Origin of the sequence: Intrasporangium oryzae NRRL B-24470 (assembly GCF_000576595.1) — a bacterium.
Lineage (GTDB): Bacteria > Actinomycetota > Actinomycetes > Actinomycetales > Dermatophilaceae > Intrasporangium_C > Intrasporangium_C oryzae.
In genome coordinates this window covers 14,785-30,401 of the sequence record NZ_AWSA01000017.1, presented here as the reverse complement: position 1 = coordinate 30,401, position 15,617 = coordinate 14,785, and the positions used below count along the sequence as shown (strand labels likewise).

At 71.5% G+C, this 15,617-nt stretch carries 18 protein-coding genes and 1 tRNA gene; 9 read left to right on the top strand and 10 right to left on the bottom strand.

Features of this window, described 5'->3' with window-relative positions; translation table 11 throughout:
- Position 1 precedes the first annotated feature (1 nt).
- Genes N865_RS09570 through glgC form a run of 3 tightly spaced genes read right to left on the bottom strand, consistent with a single transcriptional unit; the run spans position 2 to position 2,894 of the window.
- A complete protein-coding gene (locus tag N865_RS09570) occupies positions 2–907 on the bottom strand; it encodes an LLM class F420-dependent oxidoreductase (protein WP_084328106.1) in 906 nt (301 codons plus the stop codon).
- A 44-nt stretch (positions 908–951) separates the two neighbouring features.
- Positions 952–1,638: a class I SAM-dependent methyltransferase gene (locus N865_RS09565; RefSeq protein WP_051510411.1), complete on the bottom strand. Its 687-nt coding sequence runs from the start codon at positions 1,636–1,638 to the stop codon at positions 952–954.
- Complete coding sequence (gene glgC, locus N865_RS09560; protein WP_034804757.1) at positions 1,635–2,894, bottom strand: glucose-1-phosphate adenylyltransferase; 1,260 nt, start codon at positions 2,892–2,894, stop codon at positions 1,635–1,637. Before glgC ends, N865_RS09565 begins: the two co-directional genes overlap by 4 nt.
- Positions 2,895–2,984: 90 nt before the next feature.
- On the opposite strand from glgC, the gene glgA reads away from it, so the two are divergent.
- Positions 2,985–4,184, top strand: coding sequence for a glycogen synthase (gene glgA / locus N865_RS09555; protein ID WP_034804754.1), 1,200 nt, complete (start codon positions 2,985–2,987; stop codon positions 4,182–4,184).
- Here glgA and N865_RS09550 read toward each other — a convergent pair.
- Positions 4,177–4,908: a PIG-L deacetylase family protein gene (locus N865_RS09550; protein ID WP_034804751.1), complete on the bottom strand. Its 732-nt coding sequence runs from the start codon at positions 4,906–4,908 to the stop codon at positions 4,177–4,179. The two genes, glgA and N865_RS09550, sit on opposite strands and share 8 nt — an antisense overlap.
- A 54-nt stretch (positions 4,909–4,962) precedes the next feature.
- On the opposite strand from N865_RS09550, the gene N865_RS09545 reads away from it, so the two are divergent.
- Positions 4,963–5,370 carry a hypothetical protein gene (locus tag N865_RS09545; protein ID WP_034804748.1) on the top strand — a complete coding sequence of 136 codons (408 nt, stop codon included), beginning with the start codon at positions 4,963–4,965 and terminating at the stop codon, positions 5,368–5,370.
- 22 nt (positions 5,371–5,392) lie between these two features.
- Here N865_RS09545 and N865_RS09540 read toward each other — a convergent pair whose 3' ends face one another.
- Positions 5,393–6,157 (bottom strand): hypothetical protein, encoded by a 765-nt coding sequence (locus N865_RS09540; RefSeq protein WP_034804745.1) that lies wholly within the window; start codon positions 6,155–6,157, stop codon positions 5,393–5,395.
- 60 nt (positions 6,158–6,217) lie between these two features.
- Here N865_RS09540 and N865_RS09535 point away from each other — a divergent pair, with 60 nt between their 5' ends.
- From N865_RS09535 to N865_RS09515, 5 genes are all read left to right on the top strand, one after another.
- Positions 6,218–7,003: an ABC transporter ATP-binding protein gene (locus tag N865_RS09535; protein WP_034804742.1), complete on the top strand. Its 786-nt coding sequence runs from the start codon at positions 6,218–6,220 to the stop codon at positions 7,001–7,003.
- Between the two features lie 218 nt (positions 7,004–7,221).
- Positions 7,222–7,668: an NfeD family protein gene (locus N865_RS09530; protein WP_034804740.1), complete on the top strand. Its 447-nt coding sequence runs from the start codon at positions 7,222–7,224 to the stop codon at positions 7,666–7,668.
- Positions 7,669–7,751: 83 nt separating this feature from the next.
- A complete protein-coding gene (locus N865_RS09525; RefSeq protein WP_034804737.1) occupies positions 7,752–8,906 on the top strand; it encodes an SPFH domain-containing protein in 1,155 nt (384 codons plus the stop codon).
- A gap of 54 nt (positions 8,907–8,960) precedes the next feature.
- A complete protein-coding gene (locus N865_RS09520; protein ID WP_034804734.1) occupies positions 8,961–9,728 on the top strand; it encodes a sulfite exporter TauE/SafE family protein in 768 nt (255 codons plus the stop codon).
- Positions 9,729–9,769: 41 nt separating this feature from the next.
- Complete coding sequence (locus N865_RS09515; RefSeq protein WP_034804731.1) at positions 9,770–10,582, top strand: TrmH family RNA methyltransferase; 813 nt, start codon at positions 9,770–9,772, stop codon at positions 10,580–10,582.
- A 39-nt stretch (positions 10,583–10,621) separates the two neighbouring features.
- On the opposite strand, the gene N865_RS09510 is transcribed toward N865_RS09515, so the two are convergent.
- From N865_RS09510 to N865_RS09500, 3 genes are read right to left on the bottom strand one after another with little or no spacing between them, the layout of a single operon-like run.
- Entirely contained in the window at positions 10,622–10,999 is a 378-nt protein-coding gene (locus N865_RS09510) for a DUF3037 domain-containing protein (RefSeq protein ID WP_034804728.1), read from the bottom strand.
- Positions 10,996–11,766 carry a HipA family kinase gene (locus N865_RS09505; RefSeq protein WP_034804725.1) on the bottom strand — a complete coding sequence of 257 codons (771 nt, stop codon included), beginning with the start codon at positions 11,764–11,766 and terminating at the stop codon, positions 10,996–10,998. The genes N865_RS09510 and N865_RS09505 overlap by 4 nt, the downstream gene beginning before the upstream one ends.
- 4 nt (positions 11,767–11,770) lie before the next feature.
- A complete protein-coding gene (locus N865_RS09500) occupies positions 11,771–13,033 on the bottom strand; it encodes an MFS transporter (protein WP_034804711.1) in 1,263 nt (420 codons plus the stop codon).
- Positions 13,034–13,153: 120 nt separating this feature from the next.
- Here N865_RS09500 and N865_RS09495 point away from each other — a divergent pair, with 120 nt between their 5' ends.
- Positions 13,154–13,585, top strand: coding sequence for an NAD(P)H-dependent oxidoreductase (locus N865_RS09495; RefSeq protein ID WP_051510410.1), 432 nt, complete (start codon positions 13,154–13,156; stop codon positions 13,583–13,585).
- A gap of 68 nt (positions 13,586–13,653) precedes the next feature.
- On the opposite strand, the gene N865_RS09490 is transcribed toward N865_RS09495, so the two are convergent.
- Positions 13,654–13,740, bottom strand: a tRNA-Leu gene (locus tag N865_RS09490).
- Between the two features lie 135 nt (positions 13,741–13,875).
- Here N865_RS09490 and N865_RS09485 point away from each other — a divergent pair.
- A complete protein-coding gene (locus N865_RS09485; RefSeq protein WP_034804708.1) occupies positions 13,876–15,207 on the top strand; it encodes a M20/M25/M40 family metallo-hydrolase in 1,332 nt (443 codons plus the stop codon).
- Between the two features lie 55 nt (positions 15,208–15,262).
- Here N865_RS09485 and N865_RS09480 read toward each other — a convergent pair whose 3' ends face one another.
- Positions 15,263–15,448, bottom strand: coding sequence for a DUF5703 family protein (locus N865_RS09480; RefSeq protein WP_084328114.1), 186 nt, complete (start codon positions 15,446–15,448; stop codon positions 15,263–15,265).
- Between the last annotated feature and the right edge of the window lie 169 nt (positions 15,449–15,617).

Here is a 15,617-nt window from a genome sequence, read left to right as displayed (position 1 = left end):
ATCAGGAGGAGACGGGTCGCACTCCGCGGTTGACGTCGTCGCGCCACGCGAGGAGGTCGCGGACCCGGCCGAGGTCGGGTGCGGCCGCGGCCACGCTCGCGGTGAACAGGCGGGTGCCGATGTCGTGGAGCTGCTGGGCGTTGCTCGCGTAGTCCGCGCGCTGATCGGGGTTGCGACCCGGCACGAACGCGACCCCCGCGGAGCGCTCGATCTCGAGCGGGTCGCGGCCGAGCCGCGCGCACCAGGCGTCGAGGACTCGGTGCTTGTGGGCGATCTCTGCCGCGTCGCCGAAGCCGTGCCAGATGTTCGCGTGCTCGGCGACGATCCGCAGGGTCTTCTTCTCGCCGCCGCCGCCGATGAGGATCGGGATGTCGCGGGTGGGGGCCGGGTTGAGGCGGGTCCAGCGGTCGCGGATGACCGGCAGGTCCCGGGCGAGGGCATCGAGCCGCCCGCCCGCCGTCCCGAACTCGTAGCCGTACTCGTCGTAGTCGAGCTGCGCCCACCCCGAGCCGATACCGAGGACGAGCCGGCCGCCGCTGATGTGGTCGACGGTCCGGGCCATGTCGGCGAGCAGATTGGGGTTGCGATAGCTGTTGCACGTCACGAGCGCACCGATCTCGACGCGCTCGGTGGCCTCGGCCCACGCCCCCAGGATGGTCCAGCACTCGAAGTGGAGCCCGCCCTTGTCTCCACTGAGCGGGAAGAAGTGGTCCCACGTGAGCAGTTGGTCGACCCCCATCTCCTCGAGCGCCGCGCAGGTCCGGCGGATGTCGGCGTATGCCGCGTGCTGGGGTGGGACCTGGACGGCCACTCGGGCGGGCCTCGGGTCGGCGGCGCTCAGCGGCGCGGACTCGTCGACCGGATTGACGGCCCGGTTGACGAGCGGGTTGACGGGCTGGGATGTCATGACGGGCTCCTCGGGTTCGGCACTCTCGGCAGGTCAGGGTCTCATCACCCCGACATCGAGGCGGAGGAGTCTCCGCCCGGGGGCGGGGGCGGGGACGGGGGCAGGACAGGGGTGCAGATGACGACGATCCAGTCGACGACCGGGCCGCTCTCGACCTCGAGCGCGACGACCTCGAGTCCGGCCGCCTCGATCTCGGCCCGCAACGCAGCCGGCTGCCAGTAGTGGAAGAAGCGCGGGACCCCGAGCTTGTGGGTGCTCCACTCGGAGCCCTCGCCGACCTTCACCGTGAAGCCGAGCAGGCCCCCCGCCACCAGCGCGTCGCGGACCTTGACCAGGACCGTCCGGAGCTGCGCGGGCGTGAAGTGCAGGAAGACCGCGTCGGCCAGCACCGCGGCATACGGCCCGACCGTCTCGTCGACGAGACGGTCGGTCAGGACGTCGAGCACGTCGGCGACATGGCCGTCGGCACGCTGCATCTCGACGAACGCGCGGGTCGCGTCGGTGCGGCGCACCTGCCGCCCGAGCGACTCGAGGACGTCGGCATCGCGGCCATGGGCGCTGCCGATCTCGAGCACGGTCCCCTCGGGTGCCTGCGTGGCCAGCGTGCGCAGCAGCGCGTCGACGGCGCCGCCGCCGGCCCCGCGCGTCTGCTCGCGATAGAGCTGGGCCCGCTGCTCGTAGGCTGCGAGCGTCCTCGCGTTGTCGTCGGCCCGGGCGGGGGCGCCGGTCATCGGGTGACGACCTGCCCCTTCCCGACGACGACGATGCCCGTCTCGGTCACGTGGAAGCCGCGGGCGCGGTCGTGCTCGTGGTCGATCCCGATCTGGCATCCCGCGGGGACCACGACGTTCTTGTCGATGATGGCCCTCCGGATCTGTGCGTGGCGGTTGACCGTGACGTTGTCGAGGATCACCGAGCCCTGGATGCTGGCGTACGAGTGGACGTGCACGAGCGGCGAGAGGACCGACGCGTAGATGTGCGCGCCCGAGACGACGACACCCGGGGAGACGGCCGAGTTGAGGGCCTCACCGATCCGGTCGCCGCTGCCATGGACGAACTTCGCCGGCGGGTACGGGCTGTGCTGCGTGTAGATCGGCCACTCGTAGTTGTAGAGGTTGAAGACCGGGTGGATCGAGACGAGGTCCATGTGCGCGTCGTAGTACGACTCGATCGTCCCGACATCGCGCCAGTAGCCGCGGTCGCGGTCCGTCGCCCCCGGGACCGGGGTGTCCTTGAAGTCGTAGACGGCGGCCTCGCCCCGGCTGACGAAGTCGGGGACGATGTCGCCTCCCATGTCGTGCTTGCTGCCCTCGCGCTCCCGGTCGCGGCAGACGGCGTCCTCGAGGGCGGCTGCCGTGAAGACGTAGTTGCCCATGGAGGCGAGGATCTCGTCGGGGCTGTCCGGGAGACCCTTGGCGTCGGTCGGCTTCTCGCGGAAGGCGGCGATCTTGGTCGGGTCATCGGCCCCGACCTCGATGACCCCGAACTGGTCGGCCATCGAGATCGGCTGGCGGATCGCGGCCACGGTCACGCTCGCCCCCGACTCGATGTGCTGCTCGACCATGTGGCTGAAGTCCATGCGGTAGACGTGGTCGGCGCCGACCACCACGACGATGTCGGGCCGCTCGTCATGGATCAGGTTGAGGCTCTGGAAGATCGCGTCCGCGCTGCCGAGGTACCAGTTCTTGTCGACCCGCTGCTGGGCCGGGACCGTCGTCACGTAGTTGCCGAGAAGCGTCGACATGCGCCACGTCTTCGTCACGTGCGCGTCGAGGCTGTGCGACTTGTACTGCGTCAGGACGACGACCTTGAGGTAGCCGGAGTTGACGACGTTGGACAGGGCGAGGTCGATGAGGCGGTAGATCCCGGCGAAGGGAACCGCTGGTTTGGCCCGGTCGGCGGTGAGGGGCATCAGCCGCTTGCCCTCACCCCCCGCGAGCACGATGGCGAGGACTTTCGGACCTGCGGATGGGCTTCGTCGGGCCATGTCGTCACCCTAGGGCCAGAGGATGGGACCGCAACAGGAACTGTCCGCAGAACACGGGCCGTTTTCTCGTGGCCCGGCTACGCTCGCCCTGTGCGCGTCGACATCCTGAGCAAGGAGTACCCGCCGGCCATCTACGGAGGCGCCGGGGTCCATGTGGCAGAGCTGGTCCGGGCCCTGCGCGCGCGGGGGGACATCGACGTCAGGGTCCGCTGCTTCGGCGCGCCCCGCGACGAGGAGGGGACCACGGCCTACGCGGACCTGCCCGAGCTCGCCTCGTCCAACCCGGCGCTCCAGACGCTCGGCGTCGACCTGACCCTGGCCGGTGACTGCGTCGGCGCCGACCTCGTGCACTCGCACACGTGGTACGCCAACTTCGGTGGCCACGTCGCGTCGCTCCTCGGCGGCATGCCGCACGTGGTCACGGCTCACTCGCTCGAGCCGATGCGGCCGTGGAAGGCCGAGCAGCTCGGCGGCGGCTACCGCGTGTCGTCGTGGGCGGAGCGCACCGCCTACGAGGCCGCCGCGGGCGTGGTCGCCGTGAGCGCGGGGATGCGCGAGGACATCCTCAAGAGCTACCCGTCCCTCGACCCCGGCCGGGTTCACGTGGTGCACAACGGGATCGACTCCGAGCTCTGGGCGGCCGACCGGTCGCCCGCCGCGCGCGAGACGGTCATCAGGCATGGGGTCGACCCCGACCGCCCGGCCGTCGTCTTCGTCGGCCGGATCACCCGCCAGAAGGGCCTGCCCTACCTCCTCCGCGCGTGCGCGCAGCTTCCGGCCGGGGTCCATCTCGTCCTGTGCGCCGGTGCGCCCGACACGCCCGAGATCCTGGCCGAGGTCGAGCACCTCATGGAGGGCCTCCGGGCGGAGCGCGAGGGCGTCGTCTGGATCCCCGACATGCTTCCTCGTGCCGAGGTCATCGCCCTGCTCAGCCACGGAACGGTCTTCGCGTGCCCCTCCGTCTACGAGCCCCTCGGCATCGTCAACCTCGAGGCGATGGCGTGCGAGCTGCCCGTCGTCGCGACGGCAACCGGCGGCATCCCCGAGGTCGTCGTCGACGGCGAGACCGGCTGGCTCGTGCCGATCGAGCAGGTCCAGGACGGCACGGGCACACCGGTCGACCCGGACCGGTTCGTCGACGACCTCGCGGCCGCCCTCACGAACGCCGTGTCCGACACCGAGCGCGCCCGCCGGTTCGGCCTCGCCGGGCGGCAGCGCGCCGTCGACTCGTTCTCGTGGGGCTCGATCGGCGAGCGCACGCTCGAGGTCTACCGGCAGGTGCTCAGCTGACGAGGCGCCCGGCGACGGCGTGCTCGACGTCGAGTAGCTCCGCGGGCCCGCCGAGGATCCGCTGGAGCAGGTCGCGCGGGCTCGGATACTCCGGCCCGAGCGCCGACAGGTAGCGCTCGTGCCGTGACAGCGAGGCCACCGCCGCCTCGTAGTGACCCGAGACGTCGACCCAGTGGGTCGGTGCCGGGTCCGCGCAGACGAGCACCTGGCGCACCTGCCACGGTTCGAGCCCCTCGTCGACGAGCTCGGGGAAGATCCACCGGTTGCCCGCATCCGCCTTCGCGTCGATGACGGCGAGACCGACCGCGCGGTGGTCGGCCTGGTTGGTCCCTCCACCCGCGAACTGCTCGGCGTGGGTCAGGGTGACGAGCAGGTCGGGTCGCCGGATCCGGATCTCGCGGGCGAGCGCGCGCCGCAGGGGGAGGCCGTACTCCACGACGCCGTCGCGGAACCCGTCGAGGAACTCGACGACCTCGACGCCGACCTCCGCCGCCCCGTCGCGCTCCTCCTGCTCGCGAAGCGGGCCCGCCTCGTCGGGATGGACCGTGTCGATGCCGGCCTCACCTCGCGTCACGAGCAGGTAGGTCACCGTCTTGCCGGCCCGGACCCAGCGGTCGACGGCTGCCGCAGCGCCGTACTCCAGGTCGTCGGGATGGGCGGCGATGCACAGGACGGTCTCGAACGTCGACTCGTCGATGGGGGTCAGCTCGGGTGGGCTCGTCATGCGGCCAATGTAGGCGGACCTTCCGACGTCGACGAGGGGATGTGAGGATGGGGCATGCTGACGATCGAGCTCGCCCGCCGGCTCACCGACGCGGGCCTGACCTGGCGGCCCGCGACCGGGGACCGGTTCGTCCTTCCCGTCGACGGGATGGAGGACGAGGTCTTCGTCATCAGCGACCTCACCGTCGACGTGCACCACTTCGCGACAGGAGACGTCATCGGCTTCAACGGCACGACGGAGTGGGCGCTCGACAGCATCGAGCAGAGCAAGGTCGTCTGGCTCCCGAGGGAGGACCAGCTGCGCGAGGTCCTCGGCGAGGCGTTCGTCGCGCTCGAGGCCCTCGAGGGTGGGTATGCCGTGTCGCTGCGCACGAGTGTCGGCATCGTCGCGCGGTGCGTCGACATCGACGCCGAGCGCGCCTATGCCAGGGCCGTCGTCGCCCTCCTCACCGGAGCCGGCTGACCGGTCGGCTGACCGGTCGCGCTCAGGCCGGGCGCCATCCCGCGAGGGCCATGACGGCGATGTTCGTCGCGTCCGCGAGCGCCGCGTCGGCATCGCCCGCGAGCGTCCGGAGGAGCACGTCGCGTCGTCCCGCCGTCACGGCGTCGAGCCCTCCGGAACCGAGGGCGCTCAGGCTGCTCGCGTGGTGGGCCAGCTGGGAGGCGTTCGCGGCGAGCGCCATGACGCGCAGCGCGCGGCCGGGCGTGTCGTCGGGCAGCCCCCAGAGTCCGGTGTCGACGGCGGCCTCGGCCTCCGCCCGCGCCGCGTGGCCCCACGGGGCGCCGCCGACCGACTCGAAGGCGCGGACGTGGTCGCGCAGGCGCTCGAGCAGGTCACGCTCGACCTGACGCAGGTCGAGCATCTCCATCCGGTGCCGCGGGACGGGGTCCGCGTCGTAGGCCGTCCAGTCGACCCGGAGGCCGATGTCGCCCTCGGGCCCGAACTCGGTCAGGGTGGGGACGAGCAGGCCGCCCAGTCCCGCGACGAAGACGCACTCGCCCGTCGCCGCGGCGTGAGCAGAGCCGCTCGCCGAGCCCCGCGGCATACGGCTCAGGTCGCCCGGGCGGGGGAGCGCGACGAAGAGCGCCCGCTCGCCGAGGTCGCGCCACACGTCGAGCCGGGCGAGGTCGCCGGCGACGTGGTCGACGTCGGGGAAGGAGCGGCGGAGCGCGTCGGACGTGCTCAGCTCACCCCGCCACGCCGTCGTCACCCAGAGCGCGAGTCGCACGGAGGCGGGCAGCTCGGACATCCCGCCATCGTAAGGGTGTGCCCCCGTCGCAGCCCTGTGGCGGTGTCATAGGGTCATCGCATGAGTGACGTCCTCGCCCTCGCCGGAGTCACCGTGAGACGCGGTGCCACGACGCTGCTCGACGACGTCACCTGGGAGGTCGAGGAGGGCGAGCGCTGGGTCGTGCTCGGCCCCAACGGCGCCGGCAAGACGACGCTCCTGCAGATCGCCGCGGCCCGGATGCACCCGACAACCGGTGTCGCGGGCATCCTCGGCGAGGTCCTCGGGGCCGTCGACGTCTTCGAGCTGCGTCCGCGGATCGGTCTCGCCAGCTCGTCGATGGCCGAGCGAATCCCCGGCGACGAGCTCGTCGGCAACGTCGTCGTCACTGCCTCCTACGGCATCATCGGACGCTGGCACGAGTCCTACGACGACCTCGACTACGTCCGGGCGATGCAGCTGCTCCGGACGCTCGGCGCAGAACACCTCGCCGACCGTCGCTACGGCACCCTGAGCGAGGGCGAGCGCAAGCGCGTCCAGATCGCCCGGGCCCTGATGAGCGACCCCGAGCTCATGCTCCTCGACGAGCCGGCCGCGGGCCTCGACCTCGCCGGCCGCGAGGACCTCGTGCGTCGGCTCGGCGACCTCGCTGCCGACACCGAGGCGCCCGCGATGGTCCTCGTGACCCACCACGTCGAGGAGATCCCCCCGTCCTTCACCGATGTCCTCATGCTCCGCGGCGGACGCGTGGTGGCGGCGGGGCCGATCGCGCTGACCCTGACCGAGGACAACCTCTCCGCGACCTTCGGGCTGCCGCTCGTCCTCGAGCGCCACGGCGACCGCTGGTCCGCCCGCGCACGCGCCTGACCGACACCGGGGCCGGTCCCGAGGGGACCAGGTGACGCCCGACGGAGGGCCCCGCGACCGCTGGTGCATCGCTCCAGGACCGTCGCATCCGCCCCGAATCGTGACCTCGTGATCCGGTTGTCCACGCAGGGAACTGAGGCAGAATCGGAGACGTCACAGGGGTGACACATGGGGACGTGGCGCCATCGGCGTGACGCGAGAGAAGGCAGGGTGGCGCAGTGTTCGAGGGATACGCGTGGTTGGTCTGGCTCGGTGCCGCCCTCGTGCTCGTCGCCATCGAGGCGGCCACCGTCGACTTCACCTTCCTGATGCTCGGTGGGGGAGCCCTCGGTGGTGCGGTCGCCGCCGCCCTCGGCGCATCCTTCCCGATCCAGGCCGTCGTGGCCGCCGTGGTCGCGGTGGCCCTTCTCGCCCTCGTGCGTCCGTGGCTCAAGAGGCGGCTCAGCGTCACCGAACCCCACCGCATGGGGACCGACGCCAATCTCGGTCGAGCCGCGTTCGTCCTCGACCGGGTCACGACCTCCGGGGGACAGATCAAGCTCGCCGGTGAGACGTGGTCGGCGCGCACGCTGGGCGAGAGCATCGAGCCGGGCGAGGAGGTCATCGTCGACGCCATCGACGGGGCCACGGCGGTCGTGAGCCGCGCCCGCGTCATCGGCAGCTGAGTCGTCAACGAACGACGGGTGGGCCGACCGGTCCGCCCGAGAGACTGCGCGTCCTCCGGACGCGTACGAGCAGGGAGTAGGACGTGGACCCGGTACTCATCATTCCGCTGCTGGTCATCGCCGTCGCGCTGATCATCGTGCTGCGCACCGTGCGAATCGTGCCGCAGCAGACGGCGCAGATCATCGAACGGCTCGGCAGCTACAACAGGACGCTGACGGCGGGGATCCACTTCCTCATCCCGTTCGTCGACAAGGTCCGCGCCAACATCGACCTGCGCGAGCAGGTCGTCACCTTCCCACCCCAGCCGGTCATCACCTCCGACAACCTCGTGGTCAACATCGACACGGTCATCTACTACTCCGTCAACGACGCGAAGGCTGCCGTCTACGAGATCGCCAACTTCATCCAGGGCATCGAGCAGCTGACGGTCACCACGCTGCGCAACGTCATTGGCTCGCTCGACCTCGAGCAGACGCTGACGAGCCGCGACCAGATCAACGGCCAGCTGCGCGGCGTGCTCGACGAGGCCACCGGCAAGTGGGGCATCCGGGTCAACCGCGTCGAGCTCAAGGCCATCGACCCGCCGGCCTCGGTGCAGGACTCGATGGAGAAGCAGATGCGCGCCGAGCGTGACCGTCGCGCGGCGATCCTCACCGCCGAGGGCTTCAAGCAGTCGGCCATCCTCACCGCGGAGGGCGAGAAGCAGAGCCAGATCCTGCGCGCCGAGGGCTCGGCCCAGGCCCGCATCCTCGAGGCCCAGGGCCAGGCCCGGGCGATCCAGCAGGTCTTCAGCGCGATCCACCGCGGCAAGCCCACCCAGAAACTGCTCGCCTACCAGTACCTCCAGGTCCTGCCCCAGATCGCGAGTGGCGACTCCAACAAGATGTGGATCATCCCGTCGGAGCTGACCGATGCCCTCCGTGGCATCGGTGGGGCGCTCGGCGGCACCGACTCCAAGGCTGCCCTCGCCGAGGAGGAGGAGTGGGTCGAGCCCGGCGACCTCGGCACCGACGCCTTCGCCGAGACCGTCCTCGAGGACCCGGCCAAGGCCCTCGCGGAGGCCCGCGGCCAGGCGGCCCAGGCCAGTGCCGAGTCGACGGAGCACGCCGCGCCGATCCCACGTGAGCAGCCGCCGATCCGCCGTGCGCCCGGCCGGGCCCCGTCGACGCGGAAGGCGGCAGACCCCCCGGCAGCTGACTCCTCGATCCCCGACCCGGAGCCGCCCACGGCCGGCTGAGTCCAGACCCAGACCCGCGCCGGACACCCGGTCACCCGCTTGTAGGGTGACCGGGTGTCCTTCTGGTCGGCCCTCGCCATCGCGCTGGCAGGCGTCGGTGCCGGCCTGATCAACACGATCGTCGGGTCCGGCACCCTCATCACGTTCCCGACGCTGCTCTTCTTCGGTGTCAACCCGCTCGTTGCCAACGTGTCCAACAACATCGGGCTCGTCGCCGGCGGGATGACCGGGTCGTGGGGCTACCGGCACGAGCTGACCGGTCAGGCGCCGACCCTGCGACGGCTCATGCCGCTGTCCTTCGTGGGTTCGGTCATTGGCGCCTCGCTCCTGCTCGTCCTGCCCCCGAGCGCCTTCAGCGCGATCGTGCCGGTCCTCATCCTCATCGCGGTGGTCCTCGTCATCGCCGGGCCGCGGATCCAGGCGAGCACCGTCGGGCACGAGGGCCGGCCGGTGCCGGCCTGGCACGGGCCCGTCATGGGAGCCGGGGTCCTGCTCGCCGGCGCCTACGGCGGCTACTTCGGTGCCGCCCAGGGTGTCCTGCTCATGGGCCTGTTCAGTGCCCTCAGCTCCGAGCCGCTCCAGCGGCTCAACGGCTACAAGAACGTCCTCGCCCTCATCGTCAACGTCGTCGCGGCCGTCGTCTTCGTCCTCTTCGCCCGCGACGAGGTCGACTGGCGGATCGTGGCCCTCATCGCCGCAGGGTCCTTCGTCGGCGGCATCGTCGGGGCGCGGGTCGGCCGACGCATCCCGCCCGCCGTGCTCCGAGGGCTCATCATCACGATCGGGCTCGTCGCCTTCGTCAAGCTGGTCTGGCTGTCCTGACGGGTCGGGCCGGTCACCGGGCACCGCGTAGCCTGTGCGGCGTGCCGACCGAGATCACCGACCCGTCCGACCCGTGCCTGCGCGACTACGTGTCCTTGACCGACGTCGCCCTGCGCCGGCGGGCCGAGCCCGAGCGGGGCCTCTACATCGCCGAGAGCGAGAAGGTGATCCGCCGGGCCCTCAGGGCGGGCCACCGCCCGAGGTCGTACCTCATGGCGCGCCGTTGGCTCACCGACCTCGCGGACCTGGTCGAGCAGGCGGAGGCCGACGGGGTGCCGGTCTATGTGGGGGAGCACGAGGTCATCGAGCGCCTGACGGGGTTCCACCTCCACCGGGGGGCACTCGCGTCGATGCAGCGTCCGGTGCTCCCAGAGGTGACCGACCTCGTCCGGGAGGCGCGCCGCGTCATGGTGCTCGAGGACATCGTCGACCACACCAACGTGGGTGCGATCTTCCGCAGCGCCGCAGCCCTCGGAGTCGATGCCGTCCTCGTGACGCCGCGCTGCGCGGACCCGCTCTACCGTCGGTCGATCCGGGTGTCGATGGGCACGGTCTTCCAGGTCCCGTGGACACGCATCGACCCCTGGCCCGGGGGGATCGAGGTGCTCCATGACGCCGGATTCACGGTCGCGGCCATGGCCCTGTCCGACGACTCGGTCTCCCTCGACGAGCTCGAGGCGGCCCCGCCGGAGCGCCTCGCCCTCGTGGTCGGCACGGAGGGCGACGGCCTGTCCTCGCGCACGGTCGCCGCCGCCGACCTGACCGTGCGGATCCCGATGGCGGGTGAGGTCGACTCGCTCAACGTGGCCGCGGCCTCCGCCGTCGCCATGTGGGCCCTGCGACGCCGTTCCTGAGCAGTCCCCGGCGCTTCGTCGGTACCCAGCGAGGGCGCGTCACACTCGTACGAGATGGTCGAGGAGCCGCTGGAGCTCGTGCGCGGGGTCGTCGCAGAGCCCGCCGTGCACCGGGCCCGGCTGGACGACCGTGGAACGGGGGGCGATGATCCAGCCGAACCGCTGGCCGGGCTTGTCGAGGGTCGGCAGTCCACGTCCCGTCTCACCGTGGCAGACCGCGCGGACCCGCTCGAGCATGCCGCGGACCCCGTCGAGGTCGCACGTCGGCGCGAGCGCCGCGGCGCGGTCCTCGTCGAGCTCCCAGGCGGCGTCGAGGAACCCGGCGTCCTGCGAGTAGAGCACCACCCCGACGTTGATGAACTCCTCGCGGTCGACCCGGGGGACGAGGCGGAGCAGGACGTACTGGTAGGCGTTCACGCGCGCACCCCTGTCGGCAGCCAGGCGCCTGGGGTCGCGAGGCGGGCCCGGAGCATCGTGCCGTATGCCGCTCGCACCGCGGGCGCGTCCGGGAGCTCGGCGGTCGGCTCGAGCCACTGCTCCGGCACTTCGGCGACGGCTGCGTCGATGGCATCGTCCGTCAGCCGCTCCGCGAGCTCGTCGTGGCGGGCCGCAACGTTGCCGGCGACGTCGCGCAGGACGTGCCGGCTCGCGTCGAAGGCCTGGGCGGCGAACCGCTCGGGGGCCGGCGGGCGGCTCGGCCAGGAGTGGTGGAAGTAGAGCGCGGCCCCATGGTCGATGGCCCACGTCCGCCCGTGCCAGACGAGCAGGTTGGGGTTGGACCAGGTCCGGTCGACGTTGGCCGTGAACGCGTCGAGCCAGATGATCCGCTCTGCGAGGTCGGCTCCGGGCGGGCGGGAGCCGTCGTAGCCGAGCGACCCGGGGAGGAAATCGACGCCGAGGTTGCTGCCCACGGACGCGGTGAGGAGGTCCTGGACCTCCTCGTCCGCCTCGTACTTCGCGATCCGCGGGTCGAGCTCGATGACGGCGAGGTCGGGGACCGGCACCTCGATGAGTCGGGCCAGCCCGGCGACGAGGACCTCCGCGACCAGGACCTTGAGGCCCTGCCCCGCCCCACGGAACTTGAGGACGTAGGTCCCGTCGTCGTCGGCTTCGACGATGCCGGGCAGGGAGCCGCCCTCCTTGAGCGGCGTGACGTAACGCGTCGCGGTCAGCTGGGGGAGCACGCGGTCAGCCTAGTGGCCGGGTGCGGTCGAGGCGGCTTGCCCAGCGCCACACGGGGGACAGGCTCCAGGCCGCCACGGCGTAGAGGACCGCGAGCCCGAGGAGGGGCCACCATGCAAGGCCGGACTCCGGGAGCGTCAGCGCCCCGAGCGCTGCGGCCGCGACGAGGCCGGCGTTGTAGACCATGTCGTAGACGGAGAACGCCCGCCCGAGCAGCTGGTCGGGGACGTGTGCCTGCATGAGGCTGTCGACGGTGATCTTGATGCACTGGGACGCGAAGGCGACGACGAAGGCGACGACGAGGATGCTCCACGGCGCGAGGAAGGGCCCGAGCGCCGCGCAGGTGAGCCCCCCGAGCGCGAGGTTTCGGACGGCATACGGGATCTGGGAGAGGCGCGGCGAGAGCCACGGCGTCACGAACGCAGCGAGGGAGAAACCAACCGCGGAGGCGGCCGCTGCGGCGACCACACCGGCGGCACCCATCGCCTCGCCGAACGGGCCGCGGAAGAGCAGGAGGGACTGGAGCAGGAGCAGGCCCATCGGGACCCGCGTCACGAAGACGAGCGTGAGGAGCACCCACGCTCTGCGGGGGAAGGTGTGGGCGGCTTCCACGAGGCCCTCGACGACGCTCCCGAGCACTTCCCGCACCGTCCGCTCCGGCTCGTCGTCGGGCCCCACGAACGGCAGGCGCGAGGCGGCCCAGGCGGCGACGAGCACTGCCCCGGCAGCCACGAGCGCGACCAGGAGGTCGGTCCCGATCGCCCGCAGCCCGGTGCCGACCGCGCCTCCGATGAGGTAGGCGAAGGAGCCGCAGGTCGGAGCGACCGAGTTCGCGCTGACGAGCAGGTCGCGCGTCACGACGTGGGGGAGCGCGGCGCCGAAGCCGGCGAGGATGAGCCGGTTGAGGGAGAAGACGACGAGGACCGCGCCGAAGAAGAACGGCCCCGAGTCGGAACCGGTGACAAGCAGGGCCACGGTGAGCATCGCCGCGACCCGGATCAGCTGGCTCACGACGATGACCTGGCGGCGCGGCCACCGGTCGAGCAGCACGCCGACGAAGGGACCCAGGAGGCTGTAGGGCAGGAGCACCACTGCAAAGGCGATGGCGATGCTGCGCGCGTCGGCGGCCTTCTCGGGGTTGAAGAGCACGTGGCTCGCGAGTGCGACCTGGAAGATTCCGTCGCTGCCCTGGGACGTCACGCGGCTGACGAAGAGCCGACGGAAGTCACGGAGGCGTAGCAGCGTCGCAAGCGCCCGCAGGAAGGTCACGGGCGACAGCGTAGGGCTCGCGCCCGTCGCGGCGACCGGATGGACGGGAGGCGGTCGGTTCGCCCCCTTTGAGGGGATGCTCCTGGCCGGTTGCCTCGCCTCGTCGGCCCCTGCCCCTATTTGTCCCTTGCCGCGTTTGGTTGCGGTTCCGCGGCCGACGCCCTCCTCATCGCCGCACCGCTCTATAACCTGGGGATCCCGGCCGGTCTCAAGTCCTGGCTCGACCACATCTACACCGACATCCGGCTCTTCCCCGGCTTCAGCATCACCTACCCCCTGGCCGGCCGTCGCTGCGTCGTCGTCACGGCGCGCGGGGGTGCCTATGGACCGGGCAGTCCGACGCACGGCTGGGACTACGAGAACCCGTTCATGCGCCGGCAGCTCGTCGACATCCTCGGGCTCGACCTGACCGAGATCGTCGTCGACCTCACGCTCGCCCACCTGGACCCGCGCAAGGCCGAGGTCCTGAGCGTGGCGGAGGAGAGCCACCGGCAAGGGCATGCCGAGGCCGAGCGGCTCGGCCGCGAGCTGATGCTGGAGCAGACCGCCTGAGGGAGCGGGTGAGCCTGTGCATCCGCATGCGAGAAGGGCCCGGGTCAGATGACCCGGGCCCTGCTCCGTGGTGTCGAGGGGGGGACTTGAACCCCCACGCCCGTTAAGGGCACTAGCACCTCAAGCTAGCGCGTCTGCCATTCCGCCACCCCGACAAGGTGATGAGCAAGGGGCCTTTTCGGTGTCCCTTGCGGCGAGAAGAACGTTAGCACGGGTCCGGCTGGAAGACGAAACGGGCATCCCAGGGGCCGTCCCGCCACCCGCGTGAGCCGCGGCCTACGCTGAGGCGCATGACGATCCACGCCGCAGACCGCCCGATCGCCGCCGAGGACGAGGTCGCCCGGATCTGCTCGGAGCTGATCCGTATCGACTCGTCCAACTACGGCGACGGCTCCGGGCCGGGGGAGCGCAAGGCGGCGGAGTACGTCATGGGCGAGCTCGCCGAGGTCGGCCTCGACGCCGAGCTGCTCGAGAGCGAGCCCGGTCGTGCGACCGTCGTCGTCCGCGTCGAGGGAGCGGACCCGAGCCGGCCGGGGCTCGCGGTCCACGGCCACCTCGATGTCGTGCCGGCCAGCGCCGACGACTGGCAGGTCGACCCGTTCGCGGCCGAGGAGCGCGACGGCTGCATCTGGGGCCGCGGCGCGGTCGACATGAAGGACATGGACGCGATGATCCTCGCGAACATCCGCGAGTTCGCCAGGTCCGGCACCAAGCCCGCCCGCACGACGACGTTCGTTTTCTTCGCCGACGAGGAGGCGGGCGGCGAGCTCGGCAGCCACTGGCTCGTCGACCACCACCCCCAGTGGTTCGACGGGGTGACCGAGGCCGTCAGCGAGGTCGGCGGCTACAGCGTCACCGTGCCCACCCCGGAGGGCGATCGGCGCGCCTACCTCCTCCAGACCGCAGAGAAGGGCATCGCCTGGCTCCGGCTGCACGCCCACGGCCGCGCCGGGCACGGCTCGGTCCCCAACGACGAGAACGCCATCGTCCGGCTCGCAGCCGCCATCGGACGCATCGCGGCCCACGAGTGGCCGCGCGAGTACATCGCCTCCGTGCGCCAGCTCCTCGACGGCCTGAGTTCCCTGACGGGCATCGGGTATGCCGCTGACCTCGAGCCGCTGCTGGGGACCTTGCGCGGCGCGCAGGGCTTCGTGCGGGGGACGCTGCGAGACACGTCCAACGTGACCATGCTCGAGTCGGGCTACAAGCACAACGTCATCCCGCAGACGGCGAGCGCGGCGGTCGACTGCCGGTTCCTGCCGGGGCACGAGGGGACGCTCATGGCGACGATCCGCGAGCTGGCGGGCGAGCACGTCGAGGTCGAGGTCGTCCACCGCGACATCGCGATCGAGTCGCCGTTCGACGGCGACCTCGTCCAGTCGATGAAGCAGTCGCTCCTCCGGGAGGACCCGACCGCGGCCGTCCTGCCCTACTGCCTGTCCGGCGGCACGGACAACAAGGCGCTCGCCCGGCTCGGCATCACCGGCTACGGCTTCGCGCCGCTCCGGCTGCCCGCGGACCTTGACTTCGCGCCGATGTTCCACGGGGTCGATGAGCGCGTCCCACTGGACTCACTGAGGTTCGGTGCGCGCGTGCTCGGCGACTTCCTGCGCACCTGCTGAAGGATGCCGCGGCCGTGACCGGCGGCCCACCCGCCCCGATGCGGCGCTGGCGCGCTCAGGCTGTGCGGTCGACGCGCATGATCCGACGGCGCAGCCACATCCGGCGCACCCCGCCGACGTAGATCACGGTCCGGGAGAGCTCCCACCGGCCGTACTCCGCGTGCTCGCGGACGGCTTGGCGTGCATCGGCCTTGGACGTGTGGCGGTCGAAGGTCAGCACGCGGTACTCGTACTCGGTCATCGTCGACATTGTGGCACCGGCCCGGGCGCTCTGTGGCGAGGATGCCGACGTGCCCGTCCCCGAGCGCTGCGGCGGGGGGAGCGAGGGCCGCTCCGGGGCGCAAACCGGTTCTCAGGCGTCTCCGGGTCGACTACGGTCGATTCCATGACCGTCGACCCGCGCGCCGCCC